This window comes from Sphingomonas rhamnosi, from assembly GCF_036663615.1.
Lineage (GTDB): Bacteria > Pseudomonadota > Alphaproteobacteria > Sphingomonadales > Sphingomonadaceae > Sphingomonas.
In genome coordinates, this window is sequence record NZ_JAXOJJ010000002.1 from 30,411 (window position 1) to 51,824 (window position 21,414).

General features: G+C 67.8%; 14 protein-coding genes and 1 tRNA gene. 9 read left to right on the forward strand and 6 right to left on the reverse strand.

Annotated elements, in window-relative coordinates; all coding sequences use genetic code 11:
• The first annotated feature begins 28 nt into the window (after nucleotides 1-28).
• The 5 genes from U1701_RS05170 to proC all read left to right on the forward strand — a co-directional run bounded on the left by U1701_RS05170 (nucleotide 29) and on the right by proC (nucleotide 3,127).
• Nucleotides 29-790, forward strand: a complete 762-nt coding sequence (locus U1701_RS05170; protein ID WP_332781483.1) for a TlyA family RNA methyltransferase — start codon at nucleotides 29-31, stop codon at nucleotides 788-790.
• A gap of 123 nt (nucleotides 791-913) precedes the next feature.
• Nucleotides 914-1,432: a TspO/MBR family protein gene (locus U1701_RS05175; protein ID WP_332781922.1), complete on the forward strand. Its 519-nt coding sequence runs from the start codon at nucleotides 914-916 to the stop codon at nucleotides 1,430-1,432.
• Between the two features lie 24 nt (nucleotides 1,433-1,456).
• Complete coding sequence (locus tag U1701_RS05180; RefSeq protein WP_332781484.1) at nucleotides 1,457-1,711, forward strand: accessory factor UbiK family protein; 255 nt, start codon at nucleotides 1,457-1,459, stop codon at nucleotides 1,709-1,711.
• A gap of 97 nt (nucleotides 1,712-1,808) precedes the next feature.
• Complete coding sequence (locus U1701_RS05185; RefSeq protein ID WP_443026007.1) at nucleotides 1,809-2,318, forward strand: type III secretion system chaperone family protein; 510 nt, start codon at nucleotides 1,809-1,811, stop codon at nucleotides 2,316-2,318.
• A complete protein-coding gene (gene proC, locus U1701_RS05190; RefSeq protein ID WP_332781485.1) occupies nucleotides 2,315-3,127 on the forward strand; it encodes a pyrroline-5-carboxylate reductase in 813 nt (270 codons plus the stop codon). The genes U1701_RS05185 and proC overlap by 4 nt, the downstream gene beginning before the upstream one ends.
• Before the next feature lie 28 nt (nucleotides 3,128-3,155).
• Here the strand turns inward: proC and U1701_RS05195 are convergent, their stop codons facing one another.
• Nucleotides 3,156-3,644, reverse strand: coding sequence for a MarR family transcriptional regulator (locus U1701_RS05195; RefSeq protein WP_332781486.1), 489 nt, complete (start codon nucleotides 3,642-3,644; stop codon nucleotides 3,156-3,158).
• A gap of 59 nt (nucleotides 3,645-3,703) precedes the next feature.
• Here U1701_RS05195 and U1701_RS05200 point away from each other — a divergent pair, with 59 nt between their 5' ends.
• The 4 genes from U1701_RS05200 (at nucleotide 3,704) to U1701_RS05215 (ending at nucleotide 6,536) form a co-directional block, all read left to right on the forward strand.
• Nucleotides 3,704-4,822, forward strand: a complete 1,119-nt coding sequence (locus tag U1701_RS05200) for a branched-chain amino acid aminotransferase (protein ID WP_332781487.1) — start codon at nucleotides 3,704-3,706, stop codon at nucleotides 4,820-4,822.
• Nucleotides 4,823-4,895: 73 nt separating this feature from the next.
• A tRNA-Gln gene (locus U1701_RS05205) sits at nucleotides 4,896-4,970 on the forward strand.
• 101 nt (nucleotides 4,971-5,071) lie between these two features.
• Nucleotides 5,072-5,776: a hypothetical protein gene (locus tag U1701_RS05210; RefSeq protein WP_332781488.1), complete on the forward strand. Its 705-nt coding sequence runs from the start codon at nucleotides 5,072-5,074 to the stop codon at nucleotides 5,774-5,776.
• On the forward strand, nucleotides 5,673-6,536 hold the full coding sequence (locus U1701_RS05215; RefSeq protein WP_332781489.1) for a site-specific integrase: 864 nt from the start codon (nucleotides 5,673-5,675) through the stop codon (nucleotides 6,534-6,536). The genes U1701_RS05210 and U1701_RS05215 overlap by 104 nt, the downstream gene beginning before the upstream one ends.
• A gap of 68 nt (nucleotides 6,537-6,604) precedes the next feature.
• Here the strand turns inward: U1701_RS05215 and U1701_RS05220 are convergent, their stop codons facing one another.
• The 5 genes from U1701_RS05220 to U1701_RS05240 form a co-directional block, all read right to left on the reverse strand.
• Nucleotides 6,605-7,015: a winged helix DNA-binding protein gene (locus tag U1701_RS05220; RefSeq protein ID WP_332781490.1), complete on the reverse strand. Its 411-nt coding sequence runs from the start codon at nucleotides 7,013-7,015 to the stop codon at nucleotides 6,605-6,607.
• A 122-nt stretch (nucleotides 7,016-7,137) separates the two neighbouring features.
• Complete coding sequence (locus U1701_RS05225; RefSeq protein ID WP_332781491.1) at nucleotides 7,138-8,322, reverse strand: beta-barrel domain-containing protein; 1,185 nt, start codon at nucleotides 8,320-8,322, stop codon at nucleotides 7,138-7,140.
• Nucleotides 8,319-10,472 carry a type I secretion system permease/ATPase gene (locus tag U1701_RS05230; protein ID WP_332781492.1) on the reverse strand — a complete coding sequence of 718 codons (2,154 nt, stop codon included), beginning with the start codon at nucleotides 10,470-10,472 and terminating at the stop codon, nucleotides 8,319-8,321. The genes U1701_RS05225 and U1701_RS05230 overlap by 4 nt, the downstream gene beginning before the upstream one ends.
• Nucleotides 10,469-11,758 (reverse strand): TolC family protein, encoded by a 1,290-nt coding sequence (locus tag U1701_RS05235; protein ID WP_332781493.1) that lies wholly within the window; start codon nucleotides 11,756-11,758, stop codon nucleotides 10,469-10,471. Before U1701_RS05235 ends, U1701_RS05230 begins: the two co-directional genes overlap by 4 nt.
• A gap of 145 nt (nucleotides 11,759-11,903) precedes the next feature.
• Nucleotides 11,904-21,311 carry a BapA/Bap/LapF family large adhesin gene (locus U1701_RS05240; protein ID WP_332781494.1) on the reverse strand — a complete coding sequence of 3,136 codons (9,408 nt, stop codon included), beginning with the start codon at nucleotides 21,309-21,311 and terminating at the stop codon, nucleotides 11,904-11,906.
• Nucleotides 21,312-21,414: the final 103 nt, after the last annotated feature.

Here is a 21,414-nt window from a genome sequence, read left to right on the forward strand (position 1 = left end):
CGACCGGATGGGGCGGCGATAGGGACGCATGGCAAAGCAGCGCGTGGATCAGATGCTCGTCGACCGGGGGCTTGCCGAGTCGCGCACGCGTGCGCAGGCGCTGGTGATGGCGGGCCTGGTGTTCGCCGGCACGACTAAGGTTGAAAAGTCCGGTCAGACGCTCGCCGACGACGTCGTGCTCGACGTCCGCGGACGTGACCACCCCTGGGTTTCGCGCGGCGGGATCAAGCTGGCGCATGGGCTCGACCAGTTCGGATGGGACGTGAGGGGCGCGGTCGCGATCGACGTCGGATCGTCGACTGGCGGCTTCACCGACGTGATGCTTGCGCGTGGCGCCGCCAAGGTGTTCGCGGTCGACAGCGGGACCAACCAGCTGGCCTGGAAGCTGCGCCAGGATCCGCGCGTGCTGGTGCATGAGCAGACCAGCGCGCGCATCCTGACCGAGACGCAGATCACCGAGCCCGTCGACCTGATCGTGTGCGACGCCAGCTTCATCGGGTTGGCCAAGGTGCTGGAGCGGCCGATGACGTTCGCCAAGCCGGACGCGCGGCTGATGGCGCTGGTCAAGCCGCAGTTCGAGGCGGGGCGCGAAGAGGTGGGCAAGGGGGGCGTCGTCCGCGACACCGCGGTCCGCCAGCGCGTCTGCGACGACGTGGCGGCGTGGCTGACCGAGAAGGGCTGGACCGTCCTCGGCGTCGTCCAAAGCCCGATCACCGGCCCCGAAGGCAATGTCGAGTATCTGATCGCGGCGGCGAGACCCGCCGCCGGCATCCCGACTGTACGAGAATGAACCACTAGCGGAACGATTGCGGCCGATCCGAGGTTTACCGCGCGATCGCTCTGCGGCAGGACGACGCGGACGAACGGTGGAAGGAAATGCGTGGGCGGTATCGCTTCGAAGGGCCAGTTGCGGATGTCGTTCCTGCGCTGGGCGATCGTGACCGTCCCGCTGATCCTGCTGCTGGGCTTTGCGGCGGGACGGGCGGTCCCGGTCGGGAACGAGAGCCCGTGGTACGTCGCGCTGGCGAAGCCCGCACTGACTCCGCCGGGGTGGCTGTTTCCGGTCGCGTGGACATCGCTCTACATCCTGCTGGGGCTGGCGCTGGCGATGATCCTGAACGCCCGGGGCGCTCGCGGACGCGGGCTCGCGATCGGCCCGTTCGTGGTACAGTTCGTGCTCAACCTCGGTTGGACGCCGCTGTTCTTCGGGGCGCACAAGGTCGGCGCGGCGGTGTTGCTGATCGTCGCGATGCTGGCGCTGTCGATCGTCACGACGATCCTGTTCGGCCGGATCCGGACCGTCGCGGCGTGGTTGATGGTGCCGTATATGGTGTGGATCAGCTTCGCGGGTCTGCTCACCTACGGGATCGGGCGGCTTAACCCGCATGCCGAAACCCTTGTGCCGAGGGCGCGCACGTCCCAAATGCTGTGACAGACCAGTTTGGGGTAGTGTAAGATGCAGTCCGAAAATCGCATATTCGATGATCTGGTGAAATTTGTGAATGGTGCCGCGGGGACCATCGCCGGCGTCGGTCGCGAAGCACAGAGCGATGCGCGGACGCGTGCGCGTGAATGGATCGGCGGACTGGACTTCGTCAGCCGCGAGGAATTCGATGCAGTCAAGGCGATGGCCGCCGCCGCGCGCGACGAAGTTGACGTGCTGAAGGCGCGACTCGATGCGATCGAGGCGCGGACCCGGGCCGAAGCCTGACTTTTCCACAGGTTTTAGAGACGGTCGGCTGCAAGGGGTTGTCGTCGCGGGTTCGCGGCGGCACCCTTTGTCGCGTGAAGAGGACTGCCCGGACGTGATGATGATGCTGGATCAAGCCGACCATGACCCCGACGACGCCGCCCCGATCGACATGCTCGAAACCTATTATGCCGCGCATGGCTGGGAACATGAGCGGCACGAAGACGAGATCGTCGCGACCGTAAAGGGCAGCTGGACGACATACGAGCTGCGCGCCTTGTGGCGCGAGGACGACAGCGTGCTGCAGTTCCTGGCGTTCCCGGATATCAAGGTGCCGGACGATCGCCGCGCGGCGGTGTACGAAACGATCGGACTGGTCAACGAACAGCTCTGGATCGGCCATTTCGAGCTCTGGTCGACAAGCGGGATTCTGTTGTTCCGTCATGCGGCGATGGTCGAGGGTGGCGACGACGGCACGATGTCGCTGGCGAGCGCCGAGCTGCTGGTCGAATCGGCGATCGAGGAGTGTGAGCGCTTCTATCCTGTGTTCCAGTTCGTGCTGTGGGGTGGAAAGAGTCCCAAGGACGCGATCGCCGCGGCTTTGATCGAGACGCAGGGCGAGGCGTGAGCGGTCCCGTCGCGGGTGCGGGTCCGATCTGGCTGATCGGCTGCGGTAACATGGGCGGGGCGATATTGCGTCGCTGGATCGGTGACGGGATGGATCCGGCGCGGGTTACCGTGATCACGCGCAGCGGCAGCGGCGCGCCTGAGGGCGTCCGGTCGGTGGTTGCTTTGCCCGACGAGGATGCGCCGGAGGTGCTGATGCTGGCGCTGAAGCCGCAACAGATCGACGCTACGCAGGCGCTGTTGGCGCCAATGCGGGGCAAGACGAAGCTGCTGATCTCGATCCTTGCCGGGGTCGACCATGCGACCCTGGCGGAGCGGTTCGCAGCCGATGCGGTCGTCCGGGCAATGCCGAATCTGCCGGTCGCGATCGGCAAGGGTGTGACAAGCCTGTTTACCGACGGCGCGTCGGCCGAAACGATCGCGCAGGTCGAGGCGCTGGCCGGATCGCTCGGTCATTATGAATGGATCGCCGACGAGCGCCAGTTCGACGCGGTGACGGCATTGGCGGGGTGCGGGCCGGGGTTCGTGTTCCGCTTCGCCGATGCGCTGGCGAAGGCCGGGGCGGTGCTGGGGTTGCCGGCCGACCAGGCTGCGCGGCTGGCCATCGCCACGCTCGAGGGCGCGGCGATCATGGCGGCGGCGGCGGATGTCTCCCCGGCGGTGCTGGCAGACCGCGTCGCCAGCCCGGGGGGATCGACCCGGGAGGGCTTGAACGTGCTCGATTGCGACGATGCGCTGGTGCGGTTGCTGACCGAGACCCTGGCTGCTTCGGCGGCGCGTAACGCGGAGATGGCGGCCGCCGCGCGCTGATCACGCCTCAAGGTATTACGCCTGCGCCTCAGCTCCGCAGGCTTATCACCTGATTGCGTGCGCTTTCGGGTACCAGCCCCTCCAGCACCGCCCAGAAGCCGGACACCGCCGCCTGGCCGGCGCTGGCATAGGCGGCGGACATGCGCTCGCGGACGGCTTCGAACAATTCGCTTTCCATCTTCGACCCCGCGGGCGTCAGGCGCAGCAGCCGCTGGCGACGATCGCGGTCACCGGCGCGCGTTTCGACCAGTTCGCGCTCCACCAGTTCGTTGAGCACGCGGCCCAGCGATTGTTTGGTGATCGCCAGCAGCGACAGCAACTCGCTGACCGTCATGTCGGGCTTGCGTGCGATGAAATAGAGCGCGCGGTGGTGCGCGCGGCCTAGCCCTTCGTCCGCCAAGCCCTGATCGACCGATCGCGTCAGATGGCTATGCCCGAAATACAGAAGCTCCATGCCCCGTCGCAATTCGGGATCGCGCAGGAACAGGGGTGAAGCGGTCGATGCTTGGGCAGCCATGTTGACCGGTTTAAGCATCGCCCTTAGGCGTCGGCAACCCGCGCTGTGTGAGAAAATCGATGTCCGCCTCTGCATCCGCCGTCTCGTTGTCGTCCGCGTTCGCCTTTCGACACGAACCGAACGCGAACCCCGTGGCCGCGAACGAGCGCGCCGAGCGGCTGGTCAACCCCGGTTTCGGCCGCGTCTTCACCGATCACATGGCGCTGGTCCGCTACAGCGACACCGCGGGCTGGCATGATGCACAGATCACCGCACGCGCACCGCTGACGATCGATCCGGCGTCGTCGGTGCTGCATTACGCCCAAGAGATCTTCGAGGGGATGAAGGCGTATCGGTTGGCGGACGGCGGCACCGCCTTGTTCCGCCCCGAAGCCAACGCGCGCCGCTTCAACAAATCGGCGCAGCGCATGGCGATGCCGGCGATCCCCGAAGCGCTGTTCCTCGAATCGATCGAACGGCTGGTGCGCACCGACGCCGACTGGATCCCCGAGAGCGAGGGCGGTGCGCTGTATCTACGCCCGTTCATGATTGCCTCGGAGGTGTTCCTGGGCGTCAAGCCGTCCGCCGAGTATCTCTACATGGTGCTCGCCTCTTCGGTCGGCACCTATTGGAAGAACGGCGCGTCGACCGTCTCCCTGTGGGTCTCCCAGGACTACACCCGCGCCGCGCCCGGTGGGACCGGCGAGGCGAAGTGCGGCGGCAACTACGCGACCAGTCTAGTCGCGCAGGCCGAGGCGATCCGCCGTGGCTACGACCAGGTCGTCTTCCTCGACGCGGTCGAGCGCCGGTACGTCGAGGAACTGGGGGGCATGAACGTGTTCTTCGTGTTCGCCGACGGCAGCATGGTGACGCCGCCGCTGGGGGGGACGATCCTGCCCGGCATCACGCGGGATTCGATCCTGACGCTCGCACGCGCGCAAGGGATCGACGCGCGCGAAGAACTCTATTCAATCGAGCAATGGCGTGCGGACGCCGCGAGTGGCCGGCTGGTCGAGGCGTTTGCGTGCGGTACCGCCGCGGTGGTGACGCCGATCGGCAAGGTCGCGTCGCCGGAAGGCGAGTTCGTCATCGGCAGCGGTGGCCCCGGCCAGCTGACGATGCGGATGCACGCCGCGCTGGTGGCTATTCAGCGTGGCACCGCGCCCGACACGCATGGCTGGATGCACCGCCTCGCTTGACCCGCGCGCGGCCATGCGGGGTGTATTCAGGGGCTTTCCTCCAGGCGACGCACCGCTATAAGGCCGCCTCCGTTGGGGCGTCGCCAAGTGGTAAGGCAGCGGCTTTTGATGCCGCCATTCGCAGGTTCGAACCCTGCCGCCCCAGCCAATTTCTAACTAAGTAACTGATCTAACTGGCTAACCCCGGTCCGGACGTCCCAGTGTGTACAGGGGACTGTGCCAATTGGCTGTCCGGGGAGATCATATTCCTTGGCCTCGCATCAGCATGTTTATCGCCGCGGCCATATTTTCTCGTGGCGCAGGGTTCACTTTTCGTTCCTTAATAAGCCCATTGATGTTCGCCTGTCGCTCGGAACCCCCGACCGGCTGCAGGCGCGGAACCGGGGCGCGGTGTTGACTGCGTCCTATGATCGGGTGGTTGCCATGCTGAACGAACGTGTCCGAGTTAAGCGCGACCTGACCCAGCGCGAGCTGCAGAAGATCGCGCGCGACATGTACGAGGAGCGGCTCCGGGAGCTTTGCACGCAGCAACGTGCCACGCCCGGTGACGCCGAGTTTCTCTCCGCCGCCAACACCGCCTATGTCGATTACTTTGATCGCCTGGCCAAGGCTGGCGGTTGTGTGTCGTTGATGCCCGCGGAGGAGCACCGGCTGCGGGCTGAAGGCTGGGACGAACGCCGGGTCGCCGACCTTCGCCGGACCATAGGTATGCGCGAGGAGCGCGGCATTACGCCCATTCGACGGACCGAAATAGACCAGCATCTGGGGGAGGCCGGTCTCGTGGCCGACGACCGCCTCCGCTGGGAAGTCGAGCGTGTACTCTACTCCGCCTATCGCGACGCGTACGCCGATGCAGGCCGCCAGCTTCATGCCGGATCGGGCTTCCGCCCTGAGGAAGCCGGCCTACGGCCCAGCGCTCAGCATCGATGCAAAGGCTATTTCGGTTCCCGATGACTGGCGCATGTGCACGCCGAACCAAGCCGCCGAGCGGATGATCGAGGAGACCCCGCGTTTGCTCGATCATGGCCGAGACGGGAAGCGGTCGAAAAATGGCGTCGGAGAGCAAACACTTCGGCAGATTCGGTGGGCCGCGACGCTGTTGGAGAAATCGCTGCCACCGGGCACGCCTTTTTGGATGGTGACCAAGAAGGAGACCATCGATCTCGATCGGTGGTTCGATCAGCTTCCAGTGCATTTCGGCAGGTCGATTCACGACAGGGATTCGGCGATGACGCTCGAAGCGGCGGCTGCCGACGCCGCCGAGAGGATCGTTGCCGGTGACCTCGCCCCCGAGGACGTCGGTCTGTCCACGGGTACGGCCAACAAGCATTTCAACAAGCTCGGCCAGATCCACAAGTTCATGCGCGATCAGGTTGGCAGGGTCGCGCCGATCGATTTTGGTGAATTCACTACGGCCATCGACGAGGATGAGCGCGAGGCGCGCAAGCGTTACACGCGCGGGCAGGGCGAGGTGATCTTCCGGCGTGCCCCCTGGACCGGCTGCGCCGGAACAGCCGATCGGCTGCAACCGGGCAAAAACATCGTTCACGACGGGCTGTTCTTCGTGTTGCTGCTCGTCTGGACCGGGGCGCGTCGCGAAGAGCTGTGCAAGCTGATGCTTGACGATATAGAGGAGCGGCACGGCAGCAACATCGCCGGTATCTACGCCTGCAACCCCGATTGTTCGGCCCGTCCAAAGAACGGCCAGGGGTGAATGCTCTGCATACGGCGCTCATGCAGGATCTCGGTTCCTGCAGCGGTTCCAGTAACAAGCGCGCCCGGCTAGTCGTCACCCAGAAACAGGTGCGACAACATCGCCGACATCGACTCTTCGCCCTTTGGCGTGAGAACGACCGCGACCCGACGATGGTCCTTCGAATCATGGCACCGGCGTAGCAGCCCGGCTTCCTCCAGCGAGTCAATTCGCCGCAGTGCGGAGGTGGAGGTCTCGCCTGACACCAGGACAAGCTCCTTGACGCAGATCGAGCGGCGTTCCTGCGCCCCTACAAACAGCTCCAGCATTAGGTCCCACGCGGAATCGCGAAATATGTTGCGCGGGAAGAGCTTCGCGGTCTTGTCGCGCGCGGCCTGCGCCTGTCGCGCCAATTCGAGCAAAGAGCGGGGCGTCCCCCCCGCCGTATCGATCTTTCCGGTACCGGCGCACGGCGGGCAGATCTTCTTGTACTCGGACATAATATGCGTCCCGTGTTCTTCGTTATGATCAGACCGGCGCGGCATGCCTGCCGGTCCGAAAAGTGTGTTGGCGTGGGTTTCGGGATTTCGCTTTGGCCGTCCCCGCTACCACGATGCGACGATCATCGCTCGCGCATCGCTTCGCGGGCCCGGTTCAGCGGTTTCAGAAGATATTGCAGCACCGTCTTGCTGCCGGTGTGTATGTCGACGGTCGCGATCATGCCCGGGACGATGGGAAACCGTCGTCCGACGCTGTTGACGAGGACGTCGGAGTGCGTTCGGACGAAAACACGGTAGTAATACACTTCGGGATTAACTTCGTCGCGGATCGTGTCGGGTGAGATGCTGCTCACTTCACCCTCCAACCCACCGAAAATCGAATAGTCGTAGGCGGTGACCTTGACGCTGGCGCGCTGGCCCGGGCGGATGAACGCGATATCGCGCGGCGAGATCCGTGCCTCGACGAGCAGGCGATCGTCGATCGGTACGATCTCCATCACCTTCCCGTTGGGCGGTATGACACCGCCGATCGTCCCCACCTCGATGCTCTTGACCACGCCGCGGACAGGCGAGCGCAACGTCAGCCGCTTCAGCGTGTCCGACCGCCCGCGCACGACCGGCGCGAGCGCCTCCACCTCCTCACTGACCTTCGCGAGATCCTGTCGCGCCTCGACCATATATTGCGAGCGGAGATCGGCCTTTTTCAGGTCGAGTTCGGCACGCTGGCGCTTGAGCCGGAGCACTTCGACGTTGCTCGCCGCACCGACTGCGATCAGCGATTCACCGATCGCCACCTCGCGACTGAGCAGGGCGCGCGATTCGTCGATCAGCCCCGCGGAGCTCTGCAGGCTGCGCCGACGCGCGTCGTACAACCGCTGTTGCTCGGCCTTCAGCGCGGGAAAGCGATCGAGTTCGTCGGGGAAGCGCAACGCCGTGCCCTCCACTTCGGACTGCAGCCGGGCCTGGCTGGCGAGCGCGGCGCGATATTTGGCGGCGCTTTCCTCGACGGTCGATCCCGCCTGGGTCGGATCGAGCTGCGCGAGGATCTGGCCGGGCTGCACGATATCGTCGCGCCGCACCAGCAGCTTGGTCAGGATGCCGCCCTCCAGCGACTGGAGCACCTGTTCGCTGCTCGTCGGCACCACCCGGCCGCTGCCCGTCGCCACTTCGTCGAGCGCTGCGAACCACGCCCAGACGAGCCCCACGGCGAACAGCGCGGCAATGATCCAGACCATCCGCCGGGCGACGCGCAGCCGTCCGGCGCCGTCTCCGTCGAACAGCTGGTCGGCATGGGCGAGCGTGGTCATGCCGTCTGACTCCGTCCGGCGCGCAGCATGTCCAGCGCCTTTGCCTTGGGCTGATCGAACAGGATCGTGCCCTGGTCGATCGCGATCACGCGGTCGACCAGATCGAGCACGCGGAGCCGGTGAGTCGCGACGATCACGGTGCGTTGGCGGCTCCATTCGCCGAATGAGGTGATGAAATGCCGCTCGGCCATTTCGTCCATCGCCGCGGTCGGTTCGTCGAGCAGCGCGACCGCGGGGCGACGCAGCAGCAGTCGCGCCAGCAGCAGCGACTGGATCTGCCCGCCCGACAATCCGAGCCCGCCTTCCAGGACGACGTGCTCGAGTCCGTCGCGCAGCCGCCGCACGAAGTCGCTCGCGCCGACCATCGCCAGCGCGGCGAGAATGTCGTCGCTGCTCGCCTGCGGCGCGCCCATCGTGAGATTCTCGCGCAACGTGCCGTGGAACAGCCGGCTGTTCTGGGTGAGCAGGCAGACGTCGCGGCGAACGTCGGCGGGGTCGATCTGATGCAGCGCCAGATCGTCGAGAAGAATTTCTCCCGACGTCGGCTGGAGCATGCCCGACAGGCCCTGGAGCAGCGTCGACTTTCCGGCGCCGTTGCGGCCGAGCAGCGCGATCTTTTCGCCCGCTGCGATCTGGAGCTTGGGCACGACCAGCGCCGGCGGCGCGTTCGGATCGGCATAGGTGAACACCGCGGATCGCAGCAGGAAGCTGCCGGCGACCGCGGGAAGCGGAATCCGGTGCTCGGCATCGGGGCTGTCGACCGGCAGCGCCATGATCTGGTTCAGGCTCTGAGCGGCGACCTTGGCATGCTGGTAGCGCCCCAGCAGGTGCGAGAGCTGCGCCATCGGAGCCATCATCCGCGACGCGAGCATCGACGTGGCGACCAGCGTGCCGGTGGTGATGTCGCCCGCCATCACCATCGGCGCCCCGACGAAGATCACCGCGGCATAGACGCCGTTCTGCACGCTCTGCGACCAGGTCGACAGCCCACTGGTCAGCCCGCGCAGCCGCAATTGCGCGTCGCCGGCAACCGCGTTGCAATGGTTCCACTGGCGCTGGAAGCGCTCTTCGGCCTGCAACGACTTGATGTCCTCGATGCCCTGCACCGCCTCGACCAGCAGCGCGTTGCGCAGCGACGTCTCGCGCATCGATTCGGTGGCATGCGCGCGCAGCTTGCGCTGCGCCATCAGGCTGGGAACGAGCAACGCCACCAGCGCAACGAGCGGGACGAGCGCGAGCGTACCGCCGATGAAGAACAGGATCGCGAGGAACAGCACGAAGAACGGCAGATCCGCCACCGCGGCGATGGTGGTCGAGGTGAGCATGTCGCGGACCTGGTCGAGGTCGCGGAGCTGCGCGATGAAGGTTCCGGTCGACGCCGGCCGTGCCCGGTTGCGCACCCGGAGCGCATGACCGAACACCTGATCCGACAACCGCAGATCGGCGCGCTTGCCGAGCACGTCGGTGATATCGACGCGCAGCCGCCGGAGCACGAAATCGAAGCCGATCGCGAGCAGCACGCCGAGGAACAGGATGTAGAGCGTCGGCAACGACTGCGCGGGGACGACGCGGTCATAAACCTGCATCGAGAACAGGATGCCCGCCAGCCCGAGGCAGTTGGTCACCACCGAGGCAATCGCGACATGGCTGTACGACCGCGCGTCCTGCAGCAGCGTATGGCGCAGCCAATGCTGTTCGAACGGTTTGATATAGGCGTCGACGCGGACGTCGGCGGCCGAGCGCAGCGGGCGCGGGACAACGATCCGGTCGGCGCTGTCGAGCAGGTCGGCAAGCGGCTTGCGCGAGCGTAGCCCGGCGCGGCGATCGAGCGTGAAATCGGCAACGCCATCGGCATCGACCGCGCTGACCAGCGCGAGTTCACCGTCGCGCAGCGCGATGACCACCGGCAGCGACCAGCTCGTGATCCGGCTCTTATGCGGATCCAGAAAGCCGATATCGAGGCCGCTGGCCCGTGCCACGGTGCGGATCATGCCGTCATACCCGCTGCCGGGGTTCCACTGCGCCGCCATCCGCGCGCGGTGCCCCGACAGCGGCACACGATAATGCTGCGCTGCCTGGCCGAGGATATCGAGCCATGCGTCCATTTCGGGTGGCGGCCCCGCCGAATGCGCTGCAGTCGCGACGTTCAAAGCGTCACCGGCCCGAAGCGGGTTCCGGCCAGTCCGAAGGAGTCGCGCGCGCGTCCCGAATAATAAAGACAGTCGAGCTCGAGCCGGCGCAGATCGTGCCGCGTGTTCACGGCGTCGAAGCGCCCCTGCTGAAGCTCCTGCTCGGCGTTGAGCAGATCGATCAGCGTGCGCGTGCCCATTTCGAGATATTGCAGACGGTAGAGCTTGCCGGTTTCGGTCATGTCGGCCTCACGCGCGATCAGCGTGTCGAGCAAAGGGCCCAGGCTGGCGATCTGCGCACGCGCCTCGGCGAGCCGCTGGCCGGTTTCGTTGCGTGCCTGGCTGACCCCGGCCTCGGCGGCGGTCAGCGCATAACCGGCGCCGCGAACCCGCGCGCCGGTGGCATTGCCGCCGAACACCTCGCTGCTGATGCTGAGTCCGAAATTATACCCGCTGCGCTGGGAGAGGGGGGAAAGCAGGTCGGGCGCGGCATCGCCCGCCAGCGACAGCGTCGGCAGGCGATCGGCACGGCTTCTGCGCAGCTGTGCCGCCGCGACGTCGCGCCCGGCCTCGGCGCGCATCACCGCCGGCACGGCCGTCCAGTCGACGGGACCTGAGGCGCAACTTTGCATCAGCCACTCTGGCACCGCCGACGCGACGGACGCGACCTGTTCCTGCTTGCCGCGCAGAAAGGCCAGGTTGCTGGCCCAGCGCCGCCGCTCGGCATCGATCTGCGCCAACGTCGCCTCGGCGGCTGCGATGCGCGACTGCGCCTGCAGCACGTCCGAGCGCGTGGTGGCACCCTTGGCAAAACGGTTGCCGACCAGCGCGGCGATCTCGCGAATGCGGTCCAATTGCTGCTGCGCGATGTCGTACAGCACGGCGTTGCGCTGCACCTCGACCACCGCATAGCCGGTCTCACGGATCAGCTCGTCGACCGCGAGCAGCAATTCGGCACGCCCGATCCTGGTGCCCGCGCGCGCGGCCTCGACGGCGCTCGCGACCTTGCCGAAATCATAGATCATCTGCGAGGCCGAGACCTGCGGCCGCGGCCGCCAGCTCGAACCCAGCCGATTGGCATATCCGGTGTTGAGCCCCGCGCTCACGCGCGGCAGATAGCCGGCGCGCGCGGCCGCGACGTCTTCGCCCCGGGCATTGAGCGAGGCCACGGCCCCGGCAAGGTCCGGGTGCCAGGCGAGGACCTCGCGGACCGCCTGCTGCATCGACAGCGGCGCCGACTCGGGGGCATCCTGCGCGGCCGAGCCAATGCTTTGTGCACCGGCTGTACCGAGCAGGATTGCACACACGGCGACCCTATTCCGCGCTTGCCGCGTTACGCCCCACACTAGCCCCAACTCCCCGCAACCCATTCAATGCTTTAACTTGTTTTATTGCTATGTAGGTCGAAGGGGCGGGACGCGAACGTAATCGACTCCGAGATCGGACCGAATTTCAGACTACATGGCTGGAGACCAATCGTTGGTGCTCAGCATCGTCCGCGAGACTGAGATACCCGAGCGGATCGATCGGCGTCGGCTCGACGTACAGACTGGTCGTTTCCAGCGTGGCCGCGCTTGCAAGCCCTTCCGTTTGATCCTCCGCCGAGGTGCTCCAGTCGTTCATGTAGTGGCCGAGCAGACCCTCGATCGTGTCCGAATCCTCTAGCGTGAACGGAAGCGCGGTATGTTCGGTGTCGACATGGAACCCGGATATGGATTCGGCCGAGAAGAACTCGATCGACGGCACGTCCGGTGCCGAAGCATCCGCGTCGACCATCGCCAACGTCGTCGTCGGCGCGACGCCGTTGTTGATGTCGATCGTCACGTTGAGCTGCGCGGTATCGACCGTGCCGTTCGGCTGGACCAGCTGGTAGGTGAAGCTGTCGATCGGATCCGCGGCCGAATAGGCCGGCGCCGTGTTCGGCTGGTAGGTGTAGTGGCCGAGTTCGTCGACGGTCAGCGTGCCGTACAGTCCCGCGATCGTCACCGGCGTATCGCCCACTTCGACGAACGCGCCGCCGGACTGGACATGCACTGCGGTAAACGTCCCGCCCATCACGTCGTTGTCGGTCAACGTTCCTTCCGCAGACGTCGAGGCCGCGAACGCGAACTGGTCGAGATGCGTGACCGTCTGCCCGACATAGACTCCGGTACCATAACCGGTGCCGAGCAGGTTGGTGCTGCTGACGGTATAACTGTAGCTGCCCGAAGGCAGATCCTGGAGGGTAAGCGCCAAGCCTGACCCGAGTCCCAGTCCGGCTACCGCGCTCTGCGAGATCGACCCGACCACCTGTCCCTGGTGGTTCGTGACGGTGATGGAATAGCTCGGCAGCAGGCTCAGTCCGTTCTGCGTTACCGCGGTGAGCGTCACGTCGGCGGTGCTGTTCGGCCCGACCGTGAAGCTGTCCGTCACCGAACCGGTCCGCGCCCCCGTCAGGAGGATGGCGGTCGGTGTGGCGAAGCTTGCATCGAGTGCGTCGGGAGTCGTCGTCACGACATTCTCGAACGTCGCCGAGGCGATGCCGAAATCGTCCTCGGCGGTCACCGAACCGGTCACGTCGGGGCTGCCGACCGCAATGGTCAGCGTTGCGCTCTCGAACTCGTTGTCGCTCGGGTCGCGCAGCGTATAGGTGAAGGTCTCCGTCCCGCCGATCGCCGCGGCATTGGCGTCGGGCGTGTAGCGGTAGCTGCCATCGCGGTTGATCACCAGCGTACCAAAGGCGCCGTCAACGATGGTGCCGTCGGCGGCGACCAGCGTGGTCGCGCCGCCGACCGTGACGCTGTGGACATGCGTCTGTGGCGTGACGACGTCGGTTTCGCCGTTCGGACCCGGATCCATGATGACATGGCCGTCGACGGCATTGGCCTCGACACCGCCGATATCGGTATAGTCGGTGTCGACGCCGGTGACCTCGAGCCTGCCGATCACGCCCAACCCCAGCGTGCCGTCGAAGGTGACGAAGGCGCGATAGGTGCCGGGATCGAGTACGTCGTTGGCAATCAGATTGCCGTTGGCCAGCCCCAGTTCGAGCACCGACGTGTTACCCGGCCCGTCGACCGCGACCCAGTTGGCGCCATCGAAGCGCTGGACCACGACGGTATAGCCGCTCAGCGCGCCCAGATTGAGCGTCGCGTCATAGGTGAACATGGCGTCGAGGACATGGCCGGGGTCGACCGTGAACTGCACGCTCGGAATCGCAAGCACCTGCGCATCGAGATTGATCACGCCGAGGGAAACGAGCACGAGATAGTTCGCGGTGCCCAGATCCCGGTCGGTGGTTGTCGGCATCACGTCGACCGATGCGATCCGGAAATTGTCGAACGCGTCGATGTCGGCCGGTGCGGTGATCGGCACCGCGCCCGACTGATTGCCCGCCGCGTCGCTTTGGCTGACGGTCAGCGCCTCGCCCGCGGTCTGCGGATCGTCGAGCACGACCGCGAAGCTGCCATTGGGTGCGACCGTGCCGGTGCCGATCACGTTACCGTCTGCGTCGCGCACCTGCGCGGTCGCGTTGGGTTCGCCGGTGCCGGTCACCACCGTGCCTTCATCGTTGATCGCGACGGTTCCGGGTGCCGCGGGCGGCGTGATGTCCGGGGCAGCGGCCGGCGTCGGTGGGGAGACGTTTCCGGTCGGATCCGCCTGGGTGACCTGCAGCGTTCCGCCATTCGCCTGCGGCGTCAGCAGCGTCGCCGAATAGGTGCCGTCTGGTGCGACCACCGCAGTACCGATCTCGGTTCCCGCGGCGGTGACGATCCGCACCGTCGCACCCGCTTCACCCAGGCCCGTCACCACCGTGCCGTCGCCGTTCACCGCCGCCGTCGGCGCTGCGGGCGCGGTCAGATCGGGGGCAAGTGCGGCCACCGTCGGCGAGACATTGCCCGCCGCGTCCGCCTGGGTGACCTGCAGGGTCTGCCCGTCGCGCTGTGGCGTGGTGAGGACGACGTCGTAAGCGCCGTTGCTCGCCACCAGCGCCGTACCGAGCACGGTACCGATCGGGTCGCGGACCGTCACCGTCGCACCGGGCTCGCCCCGACCCACCACTACCGTGCCCTCAGGATTGACGGCTGCCGCCGGAACCACCGGAGCGGTCTGATCGGGAGCGACCGCCGGAACCGCCGGAGAGACGTTGCCGGTCGGATCGGCCTGGGTCAGCGTCAGGCGCTCGCCGTTGAGCTGGGCCGGCGCAATCCCCGCGGTATAGCTGCCGTCGGGTGCGACCAGCGCGGTTCCGATCGCAACCCCGGCAGGGTCGCGGATCACCACCGTGGCGCCGGGCTCGCCGGTGCCGACAACGCTTGCGCCATCGCCGGCGACGGTGCCCGTGGGCGCGGCCGGGGCGGTAACGTCCGGTGCGGGGGTGCCAGTCGAGGGCGAGACGTTCCCCGCCCGATCGGCCTGGCTGACCTGCAGCACCTCGCCATTGAGCTGCGCGACGGGCAGGGCGACCGCATATGCGCCATTGGCGCCGACGATCGCGGTCGCCAGCGGCGCACCGGACGGATCGCGTACGGTGACCGTGGCGCCCACTTCACCGGTGCCGCTGACCACCAGCCCGCTGGGATCGACCGCGGCGGTTGGGGCATTCGGGGCGGTGCTGTCCGGCGCCGTCGCCGGCGTCGGGGGCGAGGCATTGCCCGCAGCATCGGTCTGCACCGCGCTCAACAGTTCGCCGTTGCGTTGCGGTGTCGCGAGTGCGGCGGTGTAGCTGCCGTCGGCCGCGACCAGGGCGGTGGCGATCGGCGTGCCGGCCGCGTTGGCGATCGTCACCGTCGCCCCGGGCTCGCCGGTTCCGACCACGCTCAGGCCGTCCGGCGCGACGGTCGCGGTGGGGGCAGGCGGTGCCGTGAAGTCGGGCGCGTTCAGCGCCGCGGGGGCCGACACGTTGTTCGCGGCATCGACCTGCGTCACGGTCAGCGCTTCGCCATTGACCTGCGCCGCGGTCAGCACCGCGGTGTAGAAATTGCCGTTGGCGTTGACCACCGCCGTGCCGATGATGGTGCCGGTCGCATCGGCGATGCGCACGGTGGCGCCGACTTCGCCGGTCCCCGACACGATCAGGCCGGTATTGTCGATGGTGGCGGTCGGTGCGTCCGGGGCGGTGAGATCAGGCGCGATTGCCGTCGTCGGCGGCGAGACGTCGCCATCGGCATCGGTCTGCGTGACGCGCAGCGTCTCGCTATTGCGCTGCGGCGTTGCGAGCGTGGCGAGATAGGTACCGTCCGTTCCCACGATCGTGGTGCCGAGCAACGCGCCATTGGCACCCGTCACCCGGATCGTGTCACCGACCTCCCCGGTGCCCGAGACGGTCGCGCCGTCCGCGGCGACTGCCGCGGTCGGTGGGGGCGGAAGGGTGTTGAGCACCAGATCGGGCGCAACCGCGCTGCCATCGGGCGATACGTTGCCGGCGGGATCGGTCTGGATAAGTCCGAGCACCTCGCCATCGATCTGCGCCGGATCCAGCGCCGCCGTGAAGTTGCCGTCGGGATCGACGACGGCGCTCCCGATCGGAACACCCACCGGATCGGTGATCAGGACGGTAGCGCCTGCTTCACCGGTCCCGGTGATCGAAGCGCCGTCGGCAGCGACTACACCCGCGGGCGCCAGCGGGGCTGTCAGGTCGGGCGCGATCAGCGCGATCTCGGGCGAGACATTGCCGGTCGCATCCGACTGCTCGACGCTGACCTGCTGACGATCCAGCTGCGCCGGTGTCAACGCGATCGAGTAATTGCCGCGCGCGTCGACGGCGCCGGTGCCGATGATCGTATCCGCGGGATCGCGGATGACGATCGTCGCGCCGGGTTCGCCGGTACCGGAAATGACGGCACCGGTGGGATCGAAGATGCCGGTCGGTGCGGCGGGCGCGGTAGTGTCGGGAGCGGTGAACGCAGCCTGAGGCGAGACATTGCCGGCGGCATCGGCCTGCGTGGCGGTCAAGGCCTCACCATTGGCCTGCACGCCGGCCAGGGCTACCGAATAGCTGCCATCGGGCGCCACCAGGCCGCTGCCCAGGATGTTGCCGGCGGCATCGGTGACGGTCACCGTAGCGCCGGGCTCACCGGTGCCGATCGCGGTCGCTCCGTCGGTGCTCAGCCCCAGCACGGGCGCCGCGGGGGCGGTGATGTCGGGCGCCAAGGCGTCGACGGGCCCAGATTCGTTGTTGGCGCGGTCGGTCTGCGTGACCTGCAGGGTTTCGCCATTGGCCTGCGCCGTCGTCAACTGGATGGCATAGGCGCCGCTGGGTGCGATCACCCCGGTGCCGATCTGCGCGCCCAGCGGATCGCGAACAATGACCGTGGCGCCGGGTTCTCCGCCGCCGGTGACGATCGTCCCGGTACCGTTGACGGCGGCGGTCAGCCCAACCGGCGCCGTGAAGTCGGGTGCGATCGCGCTCACATCGGGGGATGCATTGCCCGTCGGGTCCGACTGGCGGACATCGAGCACTTCGCCGTTGGTCTGTGCAGGCGTCAGCGCTGCGGTAAAGGTGCCGTCGGTGCCGACCAGGCCCGTGCCGATCACGCTTCCGGTCTGGTCGCGCACCGTCACCGTGGCACCGGGCTCACCCAGACCGGTGACGGCATCGCCACCTGGCGACACCGTCGCGCTGGGGGCGAGCGGCGCGACCAGATCGGGCGCCGTCACCGGGACCAGCGCGGACGCGTTGCCCGCTGCATCGGCCTGCGTTACCTGCAGAGTCTCACCGTTTACGCGCGCAGGATCCAGAACGACCGCATAGGTGCCGTTGGCGAGCACGACGTCGGTCCCGATCACGGTTCCGGCTGGATCGCGCACGATCACCGTCGCGCCAGCCTCGCCGAAGCCGGTGACTTCCACGCCGGCAGGATCGATCTCGGCAGTAAGCCCGACCGGCGCCGTGATATCGGGCGCCAGCACCGCCGTCGCGGGCGAGACGTTGCCGGTGGGGTCCGCCTGGGTGAGCTGCAGCGTCTGGCCGTTCGCCTGCGCCGGGGTCAGCACCGTGCTGTAGGTCCCATCCGCCCCGACCAGCGCCGTGCCGACGGTGCCCGATGGGTTGCGAATGGTCACGGTTGCGCCGGGTTCGCCGATGCCGTCGATCCGCAAGCCATCGCTAGAGACGAGGCCTGACGGGGCGGCGGGCGCGGTATAGTCGGGTGCGACCACCCGCACCTCGGGCGCGCTATTGTTCGCGGCGTCGGTCTGCGTGACCGCCAGCGTTTCGCCATTGCCCTGCGCCGCCGTCAGGATGACGGTGTAGTTGCCGGCGTCGTCGATGTCGGATGCGCCGATAATCGTGCCAGCTGCGTCGCGCACCGTGACGGCGGCGCCGGGCTCGCCAATCCCGGAGACGATCAGCCCGGTGCCGTCAATCGCGGCGGTCAGCCCGATCGGGGCCGTGATGTCGGGCGCGACGATCACCGCGTCCGGCGAGGCATTTCCCGCACCGTCGGTCTGCATGACCAGCAGCAGCTCGCCATTGGCCTGAACGGGATCGAGCGTCGCGGTATAGCTGCCGTCTGCGGCCGCGATCGCGCTGCCGATCGGGTTTCCCGCTTCATCGCGCACCTGGATCGACGCGCCGGCCTCTGCCGTTCCGCTCACCACGGTCCCGTCGTCCGACACAATCGCCAGCGGAGCGTCGGGGGCGGTGAGGTCGGGGGCGGCGACCGTCACGGTCGGCGAGGCATTCCCGGCGGGGTCGGCCTGCACAACGTTGATCAGTTCGCCATTGGTCTGCGCCGGCGTGAGCGGTACGACGTAGAGCCCGTCGGGCCCGACGACGGCGCTGCCAAGCGAGCCACCCGCGGGTCCGGTGACAGAGACCGTCGCACCAGGCTCGCCGGTGCCGCTCGCCGTGGCGCCGTCGGTCGCGATGAGCACGACAGGGGCCGCTGGCGCCACGAGGTCGGGAGTCGTTACCGCCGTTGCCGGCGACGTGTTGCCCGCTGAATCGGTCTGCGTGACGCTGATCGTCCCGCCGTCCGCGGCGCCTGCGGGAAGCAGGGTCGTGAAGCTCCCGTCAGCGCCAACCGGCGCGGTGCCGATCGGCTGCCCCGCGGCATCGCGCACGGTGACCGTCGCACCGGGTTCGCCGGTACCCGAGACGGCGCTTCCGGCAGGATCGACGACGGCCGTAGGTGCATCGGGCGCAACCAGGTCGGGCGTCGCGACCGTCGTGGTCGGCGACGTGTTGCCCGCCGCATCCGTCTGCGTGACGCTGATCGTTCCGCCGTCGGCTTCGCCTACCGGCAGGGGCACGGTGTAGCTGCCGTCAGCGCCCACCGGCGCGGTGCCGATCGGCTGCCCCGCGGCATCGCGCACGGTGACCGTCGCACCGGGTTCGCCGGTACCCGAGACTGCGCTTCCGGCAGGATCGACGACGGCCGTAGGTGCATCGGGCGCAACCAGGTCGGGCGTCGCGACCGTCGTGGTCGGCGACGTGTTGCCCGCCGCATCCGTCTGCGTGACGCTGATCGTTCCGCCGTCGGCTTCGCCTACCGGCAGGGGCACGGTGTAGCTGCCGTCAGCGCCAACCGGCGCGGTGCCGATCGGCTGCCCAGCGGCATCGCGCACGGTGACCGTCGCACCGGGTTCGCCGGTACCCGAGACGGCGCTTCCGGCAGGATCGACGACGGCCGTAGGTGCATCGGGCGCAACCAGGTCGGGCGTCGCGACCGTCGTGGTCGGCGACGTGTTGCCCGCCGCATCCGTCTGCGTGACGCTGATCGTTCCGCCGTCGGCTTCGCCGGCGGGCAGCGGCACGGTGTAGCTGCCATCGGGCCCGACGGGTCCCGATACGATCGGCAGCCCGCTGTTATCGCGCACCGTCACGGTGGCGCCGGGTTCGCCGGTACCCGAGACTGCGGTTCCGGTAGGATCGACGACGGCCGTAGGTGCATCGGGCGCAACCAGGTCGGGCGTCGCGACCGTCGTGGCCGGCGATGTATTGCCCGCCGCATCCGTCTGCGTGACACTGATCGTTCCGCCGTCGGCTTCGCCTACCGGCAGGGGCACGGTGTAGCTGCCGTCGGCGCCAACCGGCGCGGTGCCGATCGGCTGCCCCGCGGCATCGCGCACGGTGACCGTCGCACCGGGTTCGCCGGTGCCCGAGACGGTGGTTCCGGCGGGATCGACGGCGGCCGTAGGCGCATCGGGCGCAACCACGTCGGGCGTCGCGACCGTCGCGGCGGGCGACGTGTTGCCCGCCGCATCCGTCTGCGTGACGCTGATCGTACCGCCATCGGCGTCGCCTGCAGGCAGAGGCACGGTGTAGCTGCCGTCAGCGCCAACCGGCGCGGTGCCGATCGGCTGCCCCGCCGCATCGCGCACGGTGACCGTCGCACCGGGTTCGCCGGTGCCCGAGACGGTGGTTCCGGCGGGATCGACGGCGGCGGTAGGCGCATCGGGCGCAACCAGGTCGGGCGTGGTGACCGTCGCGGCGGGCGACGTGTTGCCCGCAGCGTCGGTCTGCGTGACGCTGATCGTTCCGCCATCGGCTTCGCCGGCGGGCAGCGGCACGGTGTAGCTGCCGTCAGCGCTAACCGGCGCGGTGCCGATCGGCTGCCCCGCGGCATCGCGCACCGTGACCGTCGCACCGGGTTCGCCGGTGCCCGAGACGGTGGTTCCGGCGGGATCGACGGCGGCCGTAGGCGCATCGGGCGCAACCAGGTCGGGCGTGGTAACCGTCGTGGCGGGCGACGTGTTGCCCGCAGCGTCGGTCTGCGAGACGCTGATCGTACCGCCATCGGCTTCGCCGGCGGGCAGCGGCACGGTGTAGCTGCCATCGGGGCCGACGGGTCCCGATACGATCGGCAGCCCGCTGTTATCGCGCACCGTCACGGTGGCGCCGGGTTCGCCGTTACCCGAGACCCTGGTGCCGTCGGGGTCGACCGTGGCCGTAGGCGCGCCGGGCACGGCGAGATCGGGTGTCACGACGCGCGTCGGCGGCGATGTGTTGCCCGCCGCATCGGACTGGGTCACGGTCAGGATGGTACCGTCGGCATGCGCGGTGGTCAGCGTGACCGCGTAATTGCCCTGTGCATCGACGGTTGCCGTTCCGATGACGGCATTGTTCGCGTCGCGCACCGTGACCGCGGCGCCGCGCTCGCCGGTGCCGGTTACGATCGTTCCCGCGTCGTTGCTTGTGGCGGTCGGCGCGTCGGGGGCCGTCAGATCGGGCGCCAGCGCGGTGGCCGGGGGCGACAGGTTTCCGCTGCTGTCAGCCTGCGTGACGGTCACGCTCTCGCCGTTGGTTTTTGGCTGCGTCAGCGCGGCCGAATACCGACCATCGGCGCCTGCCGTGGCGCTGGCGATCACGGACCCGCTCGCATCGCGGACCTGGACCAAGGCACCCGGCTCGCCCAGGCCGCCGACGCTTGCGCCGTTTGCGGCGAACGCTGCCGTGGGTGCTGCAGGCGGCGTGGTGTCGGGCGTGCTGCCGTCGCTCCGGTCGCCATCGTCCGCACTGGACCCGCCACCGCTCGCGGCGGCAGCGGCAAGTCCGCCCGCGCCGGCGACGCCGAGCAAAGCCGGCATCAATGCGCTGGAGCCGTCCTCGTCCGCCGCGAGCAGGTCCTCGATCTTGCCGAGCCGGGTGAACCGCGCGGCGCCGGCGGCGGCGTTCGGGTTCGCAACCCACAGGCTTCGATCGCCTTCGCGCAGCACGAGATCGTGCACCGCTTCGCCCTGCTGGTAGAAATCCTTCACCTGAATCGGGTCGCCATCGGCGAGGCGCACCACCAGATGCTGCCCGTCCCGCTCGAACGCTGTGACTTGCGAGCGGTCGATATCGAGGCGGACGACTGCGGGATCATCAAGGTCGATGCTGTTTCCGGCGACCCGAGTTGCATTGCCCGTCGCCTTAACGATAATATCTGCAGCCATGTACCCGCTCCGAGCAATAGTTAAGATCGTATTAACCAACTAAGCCTGCTTCGAAATCACAATGAAGTCGCGGCTGACCCGTCATATGCGGTTGAGATAGAGT

Excerpts from the sequence above, each read along its gene's own strand:
- U1701_RS05225 (WP_332781491.1), bottom strand. The coding sequence starts at position 8,322 with ATGACCACGCTCGCCCATGCCGACCAGCTGTTCGACGGAGACGGCGCC.
- U1701_RS05195 (WP_332781486.1), bottom strand. The coding sequence starts at position 3,644 with ATGGCTGCCCAAGCATCGACCGCTTCACCCCTGTTCCTGCGCGATCCC.
- U1701_RS05180 (WP_332781484.1), top strand. The coding sequence starts at position 1,457 with ATGCAGTCCGAAAATCGCATATTCGATGATCTGGTGAAATTTGTGAAT.
- U1701_RS05215 (WP_332781489.1), top strand. The coding sequence starts at position 5,673 with ATGCAGGCCGCCAGCTTCATGCCGGATCGGGCTTCCGCCCTGAGGAAG.
- U1701_RS05220 (WP_332781490.1), bottom strand. The coding sequence starts at position 7,015 with ATGTCCGAGTACAAGAAGATCTGCCCGCCGTGCGCCGGTACCGGAAAG.
- U1701_RS05185 (WP_443026007.1), top strand. The coding sequence starts at position 1,809 with ATGATGATGCTGGATCAAGCCGACCATGACCCCGACGACGCCGCCCCG.
- U1701_RS05240 (WP_332781494.1), bottom strand. The coding sequence starts at position 21,311 with ATGGCTGCAGATATTATCGTTAAGGCGACGGGCAATGCAACTCGGGTC.
- U1701_RS05200 (WP_332781487.1), top strand. The coding sequence starts at position 3,704 with ATGTCCGCCTCTGCATCCGCCGTCTCGTTGTCGTCCGCGTTCGCCTTT.
- U1701_RS05175 (WP_332781922.1), top strand. The coding sequence starts at position 914 with ATGTCGTTCCTGCGCTGGGCGATCGTGACCGTCCCGCTGATCCTGCTG.
- U1701_RS05170 (WP_332781483.1), top strand. The coding sequence starts at position 29 with ATGGCAAAGCAGCGCGTGGATCAGATGCTCGTCGACCGGGGGCTTGCC.